Here is a 14577-nt window from a genome sequence, read left to right as displayed (position 1 = left end):
GGACCGTCTGACCTGGGTACCGTCTACGCCGTGAAAGCATTCCGCCGGTTCAACGTTCGCGTGCCCCTCCCCCCTCAACTCGCCGACCTGGCCGGCCTCGCCAACAACCTTCGATGGGTGTGGCACACACCGACGCAGGAGTTGTTCGCCACCATCTACCCGGAACGCTGGGCTGCGACCGGTGATCCGCTCCGGGTGCTCGCCGACGTCGACACCGAGCGCCTGCACGAACTGGCCGCCGACACCGAGTTCTGCGAACGGGTCACACAACTGCACGCCGACCTCGACGACTACATCGCCGCACCTCAATGGTTCGGTGACTATCGGTCGGCGGGAAACACTGTGCCGGAAGGCATTGCCTACTTCTCGATGGAGTTCGGCATCACCGAGGTGCTGCCCATCTACTCGGGTGGCCTCGGCATCCTGGCGGGTGACCACCTCAAGGCAGCATCCGACCTCGGATTGCCACTGATCGGCGTCGGCCTGTTCTACCGCTCCGGCTACTTCCGGCAGAGCCTGTCGCACGACGGCTGGCAGATCGAGCGCTACCCGGTCAACGACCCCGGGGCCCTGCCGCTGACGCTGCTGGCCGACGATTCCGGTCCGGTCATCGTCCGCGTCGCCATGCCCGGCGATCGCGCCCTCCACGCACAGGTGTGGATCGCGACCGTCGGTCGGATCCCGCTGTTGCTGCTCGACTCCGACATCTCGCTCAACGACGAAGAGCTCCGCGCCGTCACCGACCGCCTGTACGGCGGCGACCAGGATCACCGCATCAAGCAGGAGATTCTGCTCGGCATCGGCGGCGTCCGGGCGCTGCGCGAGTACGTCCGCATCACCGGTCGCGCAGAGCCGACGGTGTTCCACATGAACGAGGGCCATGCCGGTTTCCTCGGCGTCGAACGGGTGCGAGAACTCGTCGACGGCGGTGCGGGCCTCGATTTCGACACGGCGGAGGCGGTGGTCCGGGCGTCGAACATCTTCACCACCCACACGCCCGTCCCCGCGGGAATCGACCGCTTCCCCACCGACCTGGTTCGGTACTACCTCGCCGTCGGCCCCGACGGGCAGTCGCGACTGCTGCCGGGTCTCGACGTCGGCACCGTCCTCGAACTGGGCGATGAGTCCGATCCCGGTGTCTTCAACATGGCGCACATGGGATTCCGGCTCGGCCAGCGCAGCAACGGGGTGTCGCAGTTGCACGGCGAGGTCAGCCGCGAGATGTTCGCCGACCTCTGGCCCGGATTCGACGCCGCCGAGGTGCCGATCGGGTCGGTCACCAACGGCGTCCACGGCTTCACCTGGGTATCGCGGGCATGGCGGGAGCTGGTCGGCGCGGACGAGGACTCGGCCGGCGACCAGTACGCGGCGCTCAGTGTCGCCGACCTGTGGCAGACGCGGGAAGAACTGCGCGGCCAACTCGTCGACGAGGTACGCCGCCGTGCGCATGCCAGTGGCCGCGACCGTGGGTTCATCGACGCCGAATTGGGTTGGACCGCAGACATCTTCGACCCGTCCGCGCTGACGATCGGTTTCGCGCGCCGCGCCGCCACCTACAAGCGGCTCACGCTGATGCTGCGCGATCCCGACCGTCTGCGACGTATCCTGACCGACCCGGAGCGCCCCGTTCAGTTGGTCATCGCCGGCAAGGCGCATCCGGCCGACGATGGCGGAAAGGCGTTGATCCAGCAGGTCGTGCGTTTCACCGAGGACCCCGAGCTGCGCGACAAGATCGTCTTCTTGCCCGACTACGACATCTCGATGGCCCGGCACATCTACGCCGGCTGCGACGTGTGGCTCAACAACCCGGTACGCCCCATGGAGGCGTGCGGAACGTCGGGCATGAAGTCGGCACTCAACGGCGGACTCAACCTGTCGATCCTCGACGGCTGGTGGGACGAGATGGCCGACGGCGAAAACGGTTGGGCCATCCCATCGGCGGAAGGCGTCACCGACGAGTACCGTCGCGACGACCTCGAGGCAGAGGCACTGTATTCGCTGCTCGAGGAGTCGGTGATCCCCCTCTTCTACAACCGCACCACCGACGGTGTCCCCGAGCGCTGGGTGGAGATGGTCCGGCACACGCTGAGCAAACTCGGCCCCAAGGTGCTCGCCTCCCGCATGGTGCGCGACTACACCACCCAGCTCTACTGCCCGGCCGCCGCGTCGTTCACGGCAGTGTGCGCCGACGACTACAAGGTCGCCGCCGACCTCGCCGCGTACCGGTCACGTCTCAATCGCAGTTGGTCGTCGGTCATGATCGCCGGCGTCGAGGACGACAAGGCCGACGACGGTCTGCTCGTCACCGCGCACGTGGCGTCGGGGGCACTGTCTCCCACGGAGGTCAAGGTCGAGGCGATCCTCGGCCGGGTCACCGACGAAGGCGACATCGTCGACCCGCACTTCGCGATCATGTCGCCTGCAGCCCAACCCGATTCGTCGGGGCGGTCGGTGTTCTCGGCCACCTTGGAACCACGCTCGTCGGGGCTGATCGGCTACACCGTGCGTGTCCTGCCCGCTCATCCGGCATTGAGCGACGACGCCGAACTCGGATTGGTGCGCTATCCCGAGGTCTCCGCAGGCGTGACGACCTCGTTCACCATGCCGTCCTGACGGGAACAGTCACCCGGCGGAATGACCGCCGGGTGACTGGACCGACTGATCAGCGGGCCTTCTTCAGGCGCAGCTTGGAGTAGGTGATGCCGGCCAGGATCGCGCCGATGATCACCAGCACGAGCATCGCCAGCGCGAAGTTGGCGAAGGTCGACTCCCACAAGCCGTTGCCGGCGGCCTGGGGTGCGTAGGAGTTGATGTAGGTCAGGTCCACCGAGGCTGCCGACGCCACGTACCCCCAGAAGGACGGGAAGATCCACGAGATCTGTTCCAGGCCCGGCTTGTCGAGAGCGAACAGGCCACCGCAGAACACCAGCTGCACCATGATCACGATGACCAGCGGTGGCATCACCTGCTCATTGGACTTCACCATCGACGAGATGGCCAGTCCGACAAGGGTCGACACGCAGGCCAGCGCCGCGATCGAGATCACCAGGTCTATCGGCGGGCTGATGAACGGTCCGCCGAACTCGGGTATGCCGCGGCCCGCAAAGCAGATGGCGACCATCACGATGCTCTGCAGAACGGCAGCAGTGAAGAACACGAGGATCTTTGCCCACAGGTAGGCGCCCGGTCGGAGGCCGACCGCGCGTTCGCGTTCGAAGATGTCGCGCTCACCCACCAGATCGCGCACGGTCAACGCGGCGCCCATGAAGGCAGCCCCGACGACGAGCACGACCAGGATCTGCACCGCCTCACCGGCATCCTTGGGCGGCGGCACGCCCGGTGGATGGTTGGGATCGCCGACGAGCCCAAAGCCGTTCGAGCCGGGAATCACCAGAGTCAGCGCACCCAGCACCACCGGCAGCAGAACCAGGAATGCGAGATACCCGACGTCGGCGAAGATCAGTCGGACCTGTCGGCGCGACACGGTGCTCGACTGACGCAGGAAACTGGTGTGCGGTATCGGGATCGGCGGTCCGGGTGGACGCATCGGTGGCGGAGGTCGGCGGCGGCGGCGATTGCGGTCGAGGAACCGCATGTGGGCGGTGTCGGGTTGATCGGCGACAAAGGAGAAGATCTCGGCCCAGTCGTCGGTGCCCATCGCGCCGCGGACCTGTGCCGGCGGTCCGCAGAACGCGGTCTTGCCGCCCGGGGCCAACAGCAGCACCTGGTCGCACATCGACAGGTAGGTCAGCGAGTGGGTCACCACCAACACCACGCGGCCGGCATCGGCGAGGCGGCGCAGCGTCGCCATCACCTGACGGTCGAGCGCCGGATCGAGCCCCGACGTCGGTTCGTCGAGAATCAGCAGCGACGGACCGGTGAGCAACTCCATTGCCACCGAGGCACGCTTCTGCTGGCCACCGGAGAGTTTCTCCACCCGGGTGTCGACGTGCTCGGTGAGTTGGAGCTCGGACAGGACACCGTTGATGACGTTGTCGCGGTCGGCCTTGCTGAGGTCGGGTGGCAGTCGCAGTTCTGCGGCGTAACGCAGAGCCTGACGCAGGGTCAGTTTGTGGTGCAGCACATCCTTCTGCGGCACCATTCCGATACGGGTGCGCAGGGCGTCGTACTCGGCGTGGACGCTGCGGTTCTCGAAGGTCACCTGACCACTGGTGGGCGCGTTGAGACCGGCGACGATCTTGGACACGGTGGACTTACCCGCGCCCGACGGTCCGATGATGGCGGTCAGCGTGCCCGGGCTGGCGCTGAACTCGACGTCGGCCAGCAATTGCTTCCCGCCGTCGACCACCAGACTGACGCCGTGCACATGGACACCGCCGGCCACCGCTTCGCGAGCCTGACCGCGGATGAGGGTGCCGCCGGACACCACGAAGTCACTGTTACCGATGGTCACCACGTCGCCGTCGGTGAGCTGTGCCTGGCCCACCCGTCGCCCGTTCACGAAGGTGCCGTTGACGCTGTTCAGGTCGGCGATGACCAGCCCGGACTGCCCGGTACTCACCCGGGCGTGGTGGCGGGAGGCCAGCACGTCGCTGACGACGATGTCGTTGTCCGGGGTACGACCGATGGTCTGGACACCGCGCAGCGAGATCGACTCACGAGCGGGCGGGGTGTCGGCGCCCGGCAGTCGGTACACCGCCGACACGTTCTGTTGGAGTGACTGCAGGTGTGGTGCGTTGCGCAGTTCCTGCGGCATCGGTTCGACGCCGTTGTCGCGGGAGTACGTTCCGGGCGCGGGAACGCGCATCGGCATGCTGCCCGACCCCGGGCCGGCCGGCGGACCGGGACGAAACCCACCGGACGGCGGGGGCGGGCCGCCAGGCCCGACCGGGTCCAAGGCGAGATCGAGGACCGGGCCGGTCACCGCGTCGCCGATACGCACCTGAACCGGGCCAGACACGGTCAATTCCGGGATGCGTCGACCGTTCAGATAGAAGCCGTTGGTCGAACCGGTGTCGACCAGACACCACGCAGTGACGCGCCACTCGAGCGCCAGATGATGCCGCGACACCATCGGGTGGTTGATCACAATGTCGTTGTCGGGGGTGCGGCCGATCGTGATCCGTTGGCGGTCACCGATCGGGTGCACCTGACCGCCGTCGACGGTCACGCGCCCGCGCGTCATGGACATACTGTTCATCACCGAATGACTCTAGTGCCTGATCGCGAGGTCCACACCGCACCTGTCGGCCGGTCGGCCGACCCGCGTGTCGCGCCGCTCGACTACAAGTACTGGCCGGTGTTGGTCTCGGTGTCGATCGCGCGGCTGGCACCCGAACTCTTGCCGGTGACCAGGGTGCGGATGTACACGATCCGCTCACCCTTCTTGCCCGAGATACGGGCCCAGTCATCGGGATTGGTGGTGTTCGGCAGGTCCTCGTTCTCCGCGAACTCGTCGAGGATCGAGTCGAACAGGTGCTGGACCCGCAGTCCCGGCTGACCGGTCTCGAGCTGCGACTTGATCGCGTACTTCTTGGACCGGTCGACCACGTTCTGGATCATGGCGCCCGAGTTGAAGTCCTTGAAATACATGATCTCCTTGTCGCCGTTGGCGTAGGTGACCTCCAGGAACCGGTTGTCGTCGCTCTCGGCGTACATGCGCTCGACGACCCGCTCGATCATGGCGTTGATGCAGGCCGTCCGGTCGCCGCCGAACTCGCCCAGATCGTCGGCGTGCACGGGCAGTTCTTCCACCAGGTACTTGGAGAAGATGTCCATCGCCGACTCCGCGTCGGGGCGCTCGATCTTGATCTTGACGTCGAGGCGGCCGGGCCGCAGGATCGCCGGATCGATCATGTCCTCGCGGTTGGAGGCGCCGATGACGATGACGTTCTCCAGGCCCTCGACACCGTCGATCTCGCTGAGCAGCTGCGGCACAACGGTGGTCTCCACGTCCGACGAGACGCCGGAACCGCGAGTCCGGAAGATCGAGTCCATCTCGTCGAAGAACACGATCACCGGAGTGCCTTCCGAGGCCTTCTCGCGTGCCCGCTGGAAGATCAGGCGGATGTGCCGCTCGGTCTCGCCGACGAACTTGTTGAGGAGCTCGGGACCCTTGATGTTGAGGAAGTAGGACTTCGCTTCCTTCGCGTCGTCGCCGCGCGCCTGCGCGATCTTCTTGGCGAGCGAGTTGGCCACTGCCTTCGCGATGAGGGTCTTGCCGCAGCCGGGCGGGCCGTACAGCAGGACGCCCTTGGGCGGACGCAGCGCGTAGTCGCGGAACAGGTCCTTGTGCAGGAACGGGAGTTCGACGGCATCACGGATCTGCTCGATCTGGCGGCCGAGACCACCGATGTCCTCGTAGCCGACGTCGGGAACCTCCTCGAGGACCAGGTCCTCGACCTCGGCCTTCGGGACGCGCTCGAACGCGAATCCGGCTTTGGTGTCGATCAGCAGCGAGTCACCGGGACGCAACTTGCGCCGCTTGCCGTCCTCGCCGTCGACGTCACCGAGCAGCGGTTCGGCGAGCCAGACCACGCGCTCCTCGTCGGCGTGCCCGACCACCAGGGCCCGCTGGCCGTCGCCGAGTACCTCGCGCAGTGTGCTGATCTCGCCGACCGTGTCGAACTCACAGGCCTCGACGATGGTCAGGGCCTCGTTGAGGCGCAGCGTCTGACCCCTGTGCAGGGTCTCGGTGTCGATGTTGGGCGAACACGTGAGCCGCATCTTGCGCCCGGAGGTGAACACGTCGACCGTCGAGTCGGCTTGCACCTCCAACAAGATCCCGTAGCCGCTCGGCGGCTGTCCGAGGCGGTCGACTTCCTCTCGGAGCGCCACCAACTGCTGGCGGGCGTCCTTGAGGGTGTCGAGAAGTTTGGCGTTGCGCACGGTGAGGTTGTCGACACGTTCCTGCAGCGCGTGGACATCCCCGGCGGGTGTGTCGGCTGCAGGCCTGCCGAACGGCGCGCGCTCGCTCCCGCTGCGTGGCAGCGGCGGGGTGTAGGCAGGAGTGAAATCCTCGTCGGATGCACTTGCGCTCTCGGGAACCCTGCGGTCACCCGTGGGGGCATCGTGGCGGTCAGATTCGGTCATTGCTGACTCCTCTCCCCGGCAATCATCCGATCCCTCGATCGAATGCTTGCGCCGTGTCTCCACGCTACCGGGAGCGCTCGTAAATCGCCCTCCACCGCGCGAATGGTGATGTTGACGGTGTGTTAAATATGCGTCTTCTCAACGTATTCGCGATGTTTCGACGCGTAAACCGATTTCCCGGTCACCCCTTGCTGGGACGCCGCTGCGGCCGCAAGGTGGTGGTGCCGTCGGCAAGTCGCCGAGCGGTGATGAGAAATGCCGTATGGCCTTGCATTTTGTGCTCCGGACGCACCGCGAGACCCACCGCGCTCCACTCGCGGACCAGCGATTCCCACGCCCGGGGCTCGGTCCAGCACTCCTGATCGCGCAGGGCCTCGACGATTCGCGACAACTGGGTGACCGTTGCCACATAAATCGTTAGTACTCCACCTGGTTTCAAGGCCGTTCGAACCACGTCCAGCGGCTCCCAGGGCGCCAACATGTCCAGAACGATGCGATCGAATCGCTCGTCGGCGGGGAGATTTGCGAGGTCGTCGACGATCAGTGTCCAGTTCGCGGGCCGCTCACCGAAGAAGGTGTCGACGTTGCGCACCGCATGCTCGGCGTGGTCGGCGCGAACCTCGTAGGACACGACCTCACCCTGCGTACCGACAGCACGCAGCAGCGAGCACGTGAGCGCACCAGAGCCGGCACCGGCCTCCAGAACCCGCGCACCGGGGAACACGTCCCCCTCGACGACGATCTGCGCCGCGTCCTTCGGGTAAATGACCTGGGCGCCACGCGGCATCGACAGCACGTAGTCGACGAGGAGTGGGCGCAGCGCGAGGTACTGCGTCCCGCTGGTGGCCGAGACGATGCTGCCCTCGGGCGCGTCGACCAGGTCGTCGTGGGCGATGGCGCCGCGATGGGTGTGGAAGAGCTTGCCGGCCTCGAGGTGGACCGTGAACTTGCGACCTTTCGCATCCGTGAGCTGTACGCGGTCGCCGATGGCGAACGGGCCGGAGGTGGGCACGTCAGGTCCTTCCCGACTCGTGAAGTGCGCTCGCGGTGGTGTCGCGGCGCGAAACTGTCTGTACGGCGTCTTACCCTGCCAAATGTGAGTACAAGTGTTGAAGCCGGGTCTGAGCAACGTGGACTGGTCGGCCGCCCGTTGGCACTGTCGCCGTCGCGTGCGTCCGATTTCAAGCAGTGTCCCCTGCTGTACCGGTACCGCGCGATCGATCGCTTCGCCGAGACGCCCACCCCGGCGCAGACACGCGGCACGGTGGTCCATGCTGCGCTCGAGAACCTCTTCGACATGCCGGCCGCGCTGCGCACCCGTGAATCCGCGGATTTGCTGGTCGAAGGCGCCTGGGCCGCGCTGTGCGAGGCCGACCCCGAACTCGCGCAGGTGGTCGCCCATGGTGACGACACCAAGTTCCTGGCCGATGCGCACAAGCTGATCGCGACCTACTACACGATGGAGAATCCGACCGCCTTCGACCCGGACGCCGTCGAGCATCACATCGAGATCGAGTCGGGGCAGGTCCGGATGCGGGGATTCATCGACCGGATCGATGTCGCGCCCACCGGTGAGATCAGGGTGGTGGACTACAAGACCGGACGCTGCCCGGGTGAGGCGTTCGAATCCGCAGCGCTGTTCCAGATGAAGTTCTATGCCCTCGCGATCTTGCGCACCCGAGGTGTGGTGCCGCACCGACTGCAGTTGATGTACCTGTCCGACGGTCAGCAACTCACCTACACCCCCGACCGCGACGAACTCGAACGATTCGAACGCACCCTGGTGGCGATCTGGAAGGCCATCCGGGTGGCGGTGGCCACCGGCGACTTTCGGCCGAAGCGGTCGCGGCTGTGTTCGTCGTGCGAGCACCGCGATCGCTGCCCCGAATTCGGTGGAACCATCCCGCCCTATCCGGGACCACCAGTCGGATTCACGGCCGACTGACAAGACCGATTTCGGCACCCGGTGACACACGACTATGACGACCCCCATAAAGTGACGACGTGGAGTATTCGTCCTACTACGAACCGATTGCCGCACCGGACTACGAGGCCGACGGTCACGAGTATTACCAGCCGACGCCGGCGACCCTGAGCGTCTGGGCCCCGGAGATCCAGCACGGCGGCCCACCCGCAGGCCTCCTGATGCGCGCCATGCTCCGCTGTGCGCCCGACCCCGACCAGCACTTCACGCGCGTCACCACCGAGATCCTCGGCCCGATCGGGCTCGGCGTCAACAGGATTCGGGCGCGCGTACTGCGTCCGGGACGACAGATCACGCTGATCGGCGCCGATCTGGAAGTGCAGCAGCCCGACGGTGGTTTCCGGACAGCGGCGCAGTCCGTGGGCTGGCGCATGCGGCTCGCGGACTCCGCTCCGATCGAACGAATTCCATTGCCCGCCTTGGCCACAGGTCCCGATGACGTGGATTCAGTGATCGGAGTGACTGCCGACGAATCGCTCGGTGTCGACTGGGGCACAACCGGTTTCATCGGAACCGTGGAATCGGCCCGCGTGGAGGGACGCACCGGCGACACACCCGCAGTGTGGCTGCGCCCGGCCATCGACCTCGTCGCCGATGAGCCGATTGCCGACCTCGAATCGATCTTCACCGTCCTCGACGTGGCCAACGGGCTCGGCACCCGGCTGCGGCCCGACGAGTGGACCTGGATGAACACCGACACCACTGTCCACCTGACCGCCGCGCCCCGCGGACACTGGCTCGGCATCGACGCCGACATGGCCACCGGGCGCCACGGCTTCGGCGCCACCTTCGCCGACCTCTACGACGTCGACGGGTTCATCGGCCGGTCGGCGCAGACCGTGCTGCTCAATCGCAACGCGTGAGCAAGACACTCCGAGCCGGACCTGGAAGCAGGCAGAGCTCGGCCTCGTCGCAAACCGCACGTGGTGCCAGAAACCGCGGGTGGTGCCAGAAACCGCTGGCGCGCCCCTGGTTTCTGGCCAGACACGCGGTTTCTGAAATCGCGACACGCCCAAAGGTCAGCGAGCGGCTCGCCAAACTCGTCGGCTATCTGTACGCCCCAGCCCGACCACGTGCACTGTGCATTTGACTGGGCTCCCAGGTACAGATTTCCGCAGTTCAGGAGGCCGAAGACAGTCTCGTCGACTCAGAAGCGACAGGACCGGATGTCGGTGGCGAGGATCGCCTTCGCGCCGAGTTCGGAGAGCTTATCCATCAGGTTCTGGTGGTCCTTGCGCGGCACCATGGCCCGGATTGCGACCCAGTCGGGATCGGCCATCGGAGCCACCGTCGGCGACTCCAGGCCGGGGGTCAGCTTCGACGCCTCGGCGAGCAGCGAACGTGGGCAGTCGTAGTCGATCATCACGTACTGCTGACCGAAGACGACGCCCTGCACGCGCGCGACGAACTGCCGGGCGGCCTTGCCCCGCTCGGCGCCGGACCGCGAGATGAGGACCGCCTCGGAGTCGCACAGCGTCTCGCCGAAGGCGACCAGCCCGTGCTGGCGCAGCGTGCGTCCCGAGCCCACCACGTCGGCGATCGCGTCGGCGACGCCGAGCTGGATGGAGATCTCGACCGCACCGTCGAGCCGGATGATCTCGGCCTCGATTCCCCGCTCGGCGAGATCGGCGCGCACCAGATTCGGGTACGACGTCGCGATCCGCTTGCCGGCGAGGTCGTCGACAGTCCAGGTCTGATTGCCGGGAGCGGCGTAGCGGAAGGTCGACGAGCCGAAGCCCATCGACAATTCCTCGTCGACCGCGGCACCGGAGTCACCGGCAAGGTCACGGCCGGTGATGCCGAGATCGAGGGTGCCCGCGCCGACGTAGATGGCGATGTCCTTGGGGCGCAGGAAGAAGAACTCGACGTCGTTGGCGTTGTCGAGAACGGTGAGGTCCTTGGCGTCGGAACGCTTGCGATATCCGGCCTCGGCGAGCACCGCCGACGCCGATTCGGAGAGCGCACCCTTGTTGGGAACGGCTACGCGCAACATGATGTGGTCCTTAATGATTGCCGGGATGAGTGACGTGTGCGCCGGGAGTCGGGTGCGTGCACCGACTCCCTACAGATGGCGGTAGACGTCTTCGAGCGACAGTCCTCGTTTGATCATCATCACCTGCGCCCAGTACAGGAGCTGTGAGATCTCCTCGCCGAGCGACTCATCGGACTCGTGCTCCGCGGCGAGCCACACCTCGCCCGCCTCTTCGAGGATCTTCTTGCCGAGCGTGTGCACACCGGCATCGAGGGCCGCGACGGTGCCGCTGCCGGCCGGCCGGGACTGTGCCTTCTCGGTGAGCTCGCCGAACAACTCCTCGAATGTCTTCACGGTCTCTCAGTGTTTCATGCCCGGTCACGACACCTCTGCGCAGGTCGCCTCAGAAGGCTCGCGCCTCCTGCATCGACAGGACGAAGCCGCGCGCGGAACGTGCAAAGCACGTCATCCCGGTGACACGCGACACGCACAAGTAGCCGTGGGCCGATATCGAGTGGTCGTACGGCAAGGCCCTCGCTTCGTAGCCGACGAAAACGCCCTGATTGAAGCATGCGGGCATCACGGCGGCGCCGCGCAGGAAGAAGCCGCGGCTGAGCGTGTGGGCCGGATACATCGAGTTGCCGCGACAATCGGCACCGGCGGGTATCGGGGCGTTCTTGGCCTGACAGCCGGCGCTGTAGTCCACCGAGCCAAAACGACACCAGATATTGCCGGTGGGCGAGGTGAAGTAGACGTCCTCACCGTTGCGTTGTCCGCTTCGGAACTGAGACGGGTCGACGGGTTCCGGCGTTCGCTGTTGGCGCTGCGGGTTCGGGGACGCAGTTCGGGTCGTCGACGCAGACGACACCCCCGGGGGCTGCGACGCGGTGACAGTGACCGTTGCGGTCGAAGTGGCGCTGGTTGTCTCCGATGTCGGCGTGCACCCCGCGAGGACGACGCAACCCATCAGCCCAGACATGGCCAGCACACCCGCGGATTTCACCCATGAACCACGTCGCATGTCTCGCTCCGATCTGTCCGGCTCCTGCCATGGTCGTCGGATCCGCGAGAAGAATCGTTAGCAGTTCGAATCAGCTGGGCCGCGTCGTCACTCCGTGGAATGCGTCGGTCAGGTCATGGCCGGACAACCCCACGAGAGATTCCCGGAAGCGACGCAACGCCCCGTCGGGGACCGGCGCGGCCGAGGGCACCACAAGTGTCGGGCAGCCTGCCGTGGTGGCCGCGTCGGTGCCCGCAGGCGAATCCTCGACCGCCAGACATTGGTCGGGCCGACGCCCCAGGAGTTCGGCCGCGCGCAGATAGGGATCGGGCGCGGGTTTGCCCCGTTGCACCTCGTCGCCGCAGACGGTCACCGCAAACCGGTGACGCCCGATGGTGTCGAGGGCGACCTCGGTGAGTTCACGCACCGTGTTGGTGACCAGGGCCATCGGAATCCCGGCGTCCCGAACCAGATCGAGCGCTTCCGTAGCGCCGGGACGCCACGGGAGATCCTCCTGAAACAGGACCGCGACCGTGTCGAGCAGCCATCGGGAATCACCCGGGACGTCCCGGTCGGAGACCGCGACGTCGGCCGCCGCATAGATCTTGCCCATGGCGTCGGGCAGTGAGTTGCCGAGTGTCGACTCGCGCAGCGCGGGACTCATGACTATGCCGTTGCGCAGCGCGAACCGTTCCATCGCGATGTCCCAGATCGGTTCGGAATCGAGCAGCGTCCCGTCCATGTCCCAGAGGACCGCGTGCGGGCCGGTCGGCCGGTCGGCGTCAGAGGTGGTCACCTCTGCATCATCGCAACCCACGATTCGGTCGTCGCGTCGGCGGGGTAGAACAGTTCGATCGTCATCTCCTCGAGTGTGATGTCCCGCGGAGAGCCGAAGGTCGTCAGCGTGGAGAAGAACGAGAGGACGACGTCGCCGAGTTCGAGTTCCAGGGGAACGATCAGCATCGGGTCGGGCGCCGGCGATGCGTCGCGGTCCAACGCCCGCACCGTCGAATAGGTGCCGATCTCATCCTCGAGGTCTGCCAGGCGCGGATCGCCGGTGACGCGGGTCAGCCGATGGAGCAGATCGACGAGGTAACGGCCCCAGACGTCGAAATTGCGTGTCATCCCGGCAAATCCGTCCGGATGCAACGAGGCACGGAACAGGTTGAACGGCGGGCCCTGGAGATGTTCGGGCAGCGACGCCGTCAGGACATTCGCAGAGTCGTTGGCCAGCACCACATTCCATGTCCGGTCCAGTGCCACACCGAAATTGGGGTTGTGCGCGTCGAGAACCCGCTGCACCGAGTCACGTACTCGGGTCATCGCATCGGCGGTGATCGGTTCCTCCGAGTACCGCGGCGCATGACCCGCGGCCAGCAACAACGAATTACGTTCCCGCAGTGGAATGTCGAGCCGGTCGGACAGCGCATCGATGAGCGACGGACTCGGTCGCGATTTGCCGGTCTCGACAAAGCTCAGATGGCGAGGGGACACCCCGACGTCATAGGCGAGATCGAGCTGACTGATCGAACGATGCGCACGCCAGCGCCGCAACATCGATCCCACGGGATTGGCCCCACCGGTCACCGTGTGCATGGTGGCCATCGTAGGCGGCCGAGGTAGCGGGTTCGACTACCTCGCAGGTAGTGGACTCGGGGACACCATGGCAGCACGCTCGGCGCATGAACCCCGAGAACGCTCCACACGTCGTCGTCTCCCCCGCCATGGGCGTACGCGCCCGCTTCTATCGGCCGCTGATCGACGCCCTGGTCGAGCACGGCTGGACTGCGAGCGTCGCACCGCGCCGCGGCATCGAATCCGGTGACGTCGGACCGGCCCGCCGCCGTGACTGGTCCTACGCCGACGAGGCTCACGACCTCGGCCGCAAGGTTGCCGACTGCCGTGCTCTGCACCCGGACCGACCCATCCTTGTGCTCGGCCACAGCATGGGCGCGCAGTTGTGCGCACTGGTCGCGGCCGGTCGGGGTACCGATGGTTCCCTGCTTGACGGATACGTGATCATCGCCGGATCGTTGCCGTGGCGCCGGTACTACCCGCGCGGCGGGATGGTCGAATACGCCGTTGCGGCAACCGTTCCGCCGACCACGGCGATACTCGGGTACTGGCCCAAGGCAGGATTCGGCGGGCCCACTCCGCGGACGCTGATGCGTGAGTGGGCCCGGATGGTCCGATCCGGTCGCGTTCCGTGGACCGCGGCTGCGCAGCTGGCCGGACCGGTACTCGCGGTGCGTCTCGACGGCGATTCGCTGGTGACACCGGATGCGGCGTCGGCCCTCGAACGTCACTTCGACGCCGGGGCCCGAACCGTCTGGACCTACGGCACTGACGCCTGCCCGCCCGATGGATCCCTCGACCATCTCCGCTGGGTGCGGACCCCGGAACCGGTGGTCGAGCGCATTGTCGCGTGGTGGTCGATCAGTCGCGGATCGACCGCGCAGTACGACGGAACACGCTGAGGACCGCCGAGACCACCCCGAGCACCGCGAGACCCATCATCGACGCATAGACGGCGAGTGCGCCGTCGCCACGGCCCGAGGTGTAGCCGTC

At 66.4% G+C, this 14577-nt stretch carries 12 protein-coding genes; 4 read left to right on the top strand and 8 right to left on the bottom strand.

Going from position 1 to position 14577, the window contains the following annotated elements:
- Window positions 1-30 precede the first annotated feature (30 nt).
- Window positions 31-2613, top strand: a complete 2583-nt coding sequence (gene glgP / locus ABZW74_RS01625; RefSeq protein ID WP_240857292.1) for an alpha-glucan family phosphorylase — start codon at window positions 31-33, stop codon at window positions 2611-2613.
- 49 nt (window positions 2614-2662) lie between these two features.
- On the opposite strand, the gene ABZW74_RS01620 is transcribed toward glgP, so the two are convergent.
- The 3 genes from ABZW74_RS01620 to ABZW74_RS01610 form a co-directional block, all read right to left on the bottom strand.
- Entirely contained in the window at window positions 2663-5146 is a 2484-nt protein-coding gene (locus ABZW74_RS01620; RefSeq protein ID WP_355273378.1) for an FHA domain-containing protein, read from the bottom strand.
- Window positions 5147-5244: 98 nt separating this feature from the next.
- Window positions 5245-7053, bottom strand: a complete 1809-nt coding sequence (gene arc / locus ABZW74_RS01615; RefSeq protein WP_240857294.1) for a proteasome ATPase — start codon at window positions 7051-7053, stop codon at window positions 5245-5247.
- A 181-nt stretch (window positions 7054-7234) separates the two neighbouring features.
- On the bottom strand, window positions 7235-8065 hold the full coding sequence (locus tag ABZW74_RS01610) for a tRNA (adenine-N1)-methyltransferase (protein WP_240857295.1): 831 nt from the start codon (window positions 8063-8065) through the stop codon (window positions 7235-7237).
- An 84-nt stretch (window positions 8066-8149) separates the two neighbouring features.
- Here ABZW74_RS01610 and ABZW74_RS01605 point away from each other — a divergent pair, with 84 nt between their 5' ends.
- Together ABZW74_RS01605 and ABZW74_RS01600 are read left to right on the top strand one after the other, a co-directional pair.
- A complete protein-coding gene (locus tag ABZW74_RS01605; protein ID WP_355273266.1) occupies window positions 8150-8998 on the top strand; it encodes a RecB family exonuclease in 849 nt (282 codons plus the stop codon).
- 59 nt (window positions 8999-9057) lie between these two features.
- Window positions 9058-9900 carry a thioesterase family protein gene (locus tag ABZW74_RS01600; RefSeq protein ID WP_240857297.1) on the top strand — a complete coding sequence of 281 codons (843 nt, stop codon included), beginning with the start codon at window positions 9058-9060 and terminating at the stop codon, window positions 9898-9900.
- Window positions 9901-10184: 284 nt separating this feature from the next.
- Here ABZW74_RS01600 and hisG read toward each other — a convergent pair whose 3' ends face one another.
- The 5 genes from hisG to ABZW74_RS01575 all read right to left on the bottom strand — a co-directional run bounded on the left by hisG (window position 10185) and on the right by ABZW74_RS01575 (window position 13614).
- Window positions 10185-11030 carry an ATP phosphoribosyltransferase gene (gene hisG, locus ABZW74_RS01595; protein ID WP_355273263.1) on the bottom strand — a complete coding sequence of 282 codons (846 nt, stop codon included), beginning with the start codon at window positions 11028-11030 and terminating at the stop codon, window positions 10185-10187.
- A 69-nt stretch (window positions 11031-11099) separates the two neighbouring features.
- A complete protein-coding gene (locus tag ABZW74_RS01590; protein ID WP_240857299.1) occupies window positions 11100-11363 on the bottom strand; it encodes a phosphoribosyl-ATP diphosphatase in 264 nt (87 codons plus the stop codon).
- A gap of 49 nt (window positions 11364-11412) precedes the next feature.
- The gene (locus ABZW74_RS01585; protein ID WP_355273259.1) at window positions 11413-12030 is read right to left on the bottom strand and encodes a hypothetical protein; all 618 of its coding nucleotides are present in this window, start codon (window positions 12028-12030) and stop codon (window positions 11413-11415) included.
- 70 nt (window positions 12031-12100) lie between these two features.
- Entirely contained in the window at window positions 12101-12805 is a 705-nt protein-coding gene (locus ABZW74_RS01580) for an HAD family hydrolase (protein WP_308221027.1), read from the bottom strand.
- Window positions 12802-13614: a helix-turn-helix transcriptional regulator gene (locus ABZW74_RS01575; RefSeq protein ID WP_355273256.1), complete on the bottom strand. Its 813-nt coding sequence runs from the start codon at window positions 13612-13614 to the stop codon at window positions 12802-12804. The genes ABZW74_RS01580 and ABZW74_RS01575 overlap by 4 nt, the downstream gene beginning before the upstream one ends.
- A gap of 77 nt (window positions 13615-13691) precedes the next feature.
- Between ABZW74_RS01575 and ABZW74_RS01570 the strand changes: the two genes are divergently transcribed.
- Complete coding sequence (locus tag ABZW74_RS01570; RefSeq protein WP_355273253.1) at window positions 13692-14486, top strand: alpha/beta fold hydrolase; 795 nt, start codon at window positions 13692-13694, stop codon at window positions 14484-14486.
- Window positions 14487-14577: the final 91 nt, after the last annotated feature.

Source organism: Gordonia sp. NPDC003585 (assembly GCF_040610755.1).
Taxonomy (GTDB): Bacteria; Actinomycetota; Actinomycetes; order Mycobacteriales; family Mycobacteriaceae; genus Gordonia.
This window is presented reverse-complemented; position numbering and strand designations above follow the sequence as displayed.

What these genes read in the sequence shown, in the direction of transcription:
- ABZW74_RS01620 (WP_355273378.1), bottom strand. Translation starts at nt 5,146, where the DNA reads ATGACGCGCGGGCGCGTGACCGTCGACGGCGGTCAGGTGCACCCGATC.
- arc (WP_240857294.1), bottom strand. Translation starts at nt 7,053, where the DNA reads ATGACCGAATCTGACCGCCACGATGCCCCCACGGGTGACCGCAGGGTT.
- hisG (WP_355273263.1), bottom strand. Translation starts at nt 11,030, where the DNA reads ATGTTGCGCGTAGCCGTTCCCAACAAGGGTGCGCTCTCCGAATCGGCG.
- ABZW74_RS01585 (WP_355273259.1), bottom strand. Translation starts at nt 12,030, where the DNA reads ATGCGACGTGGTTCATGGGTGAAATCCGCGGGTGTGCTGGCCATGTCT.
- ABZW74_RS01575 (WP_355273256.1), bottom strand. Translation starts at nt 13,614, where the DNA reads ATGGCCACCATGCACACGGTGACCGGTGGGGCCAATCCCGTGGGATCG.
- ABZW74_RS01570 (WP_355273253.1), top strand. Translation starts at nt 13,692, where the DNA reads ATGAACCCCGAGAACGCTCCACACGTCGTCGTCTCCCCCGCCATGGGC.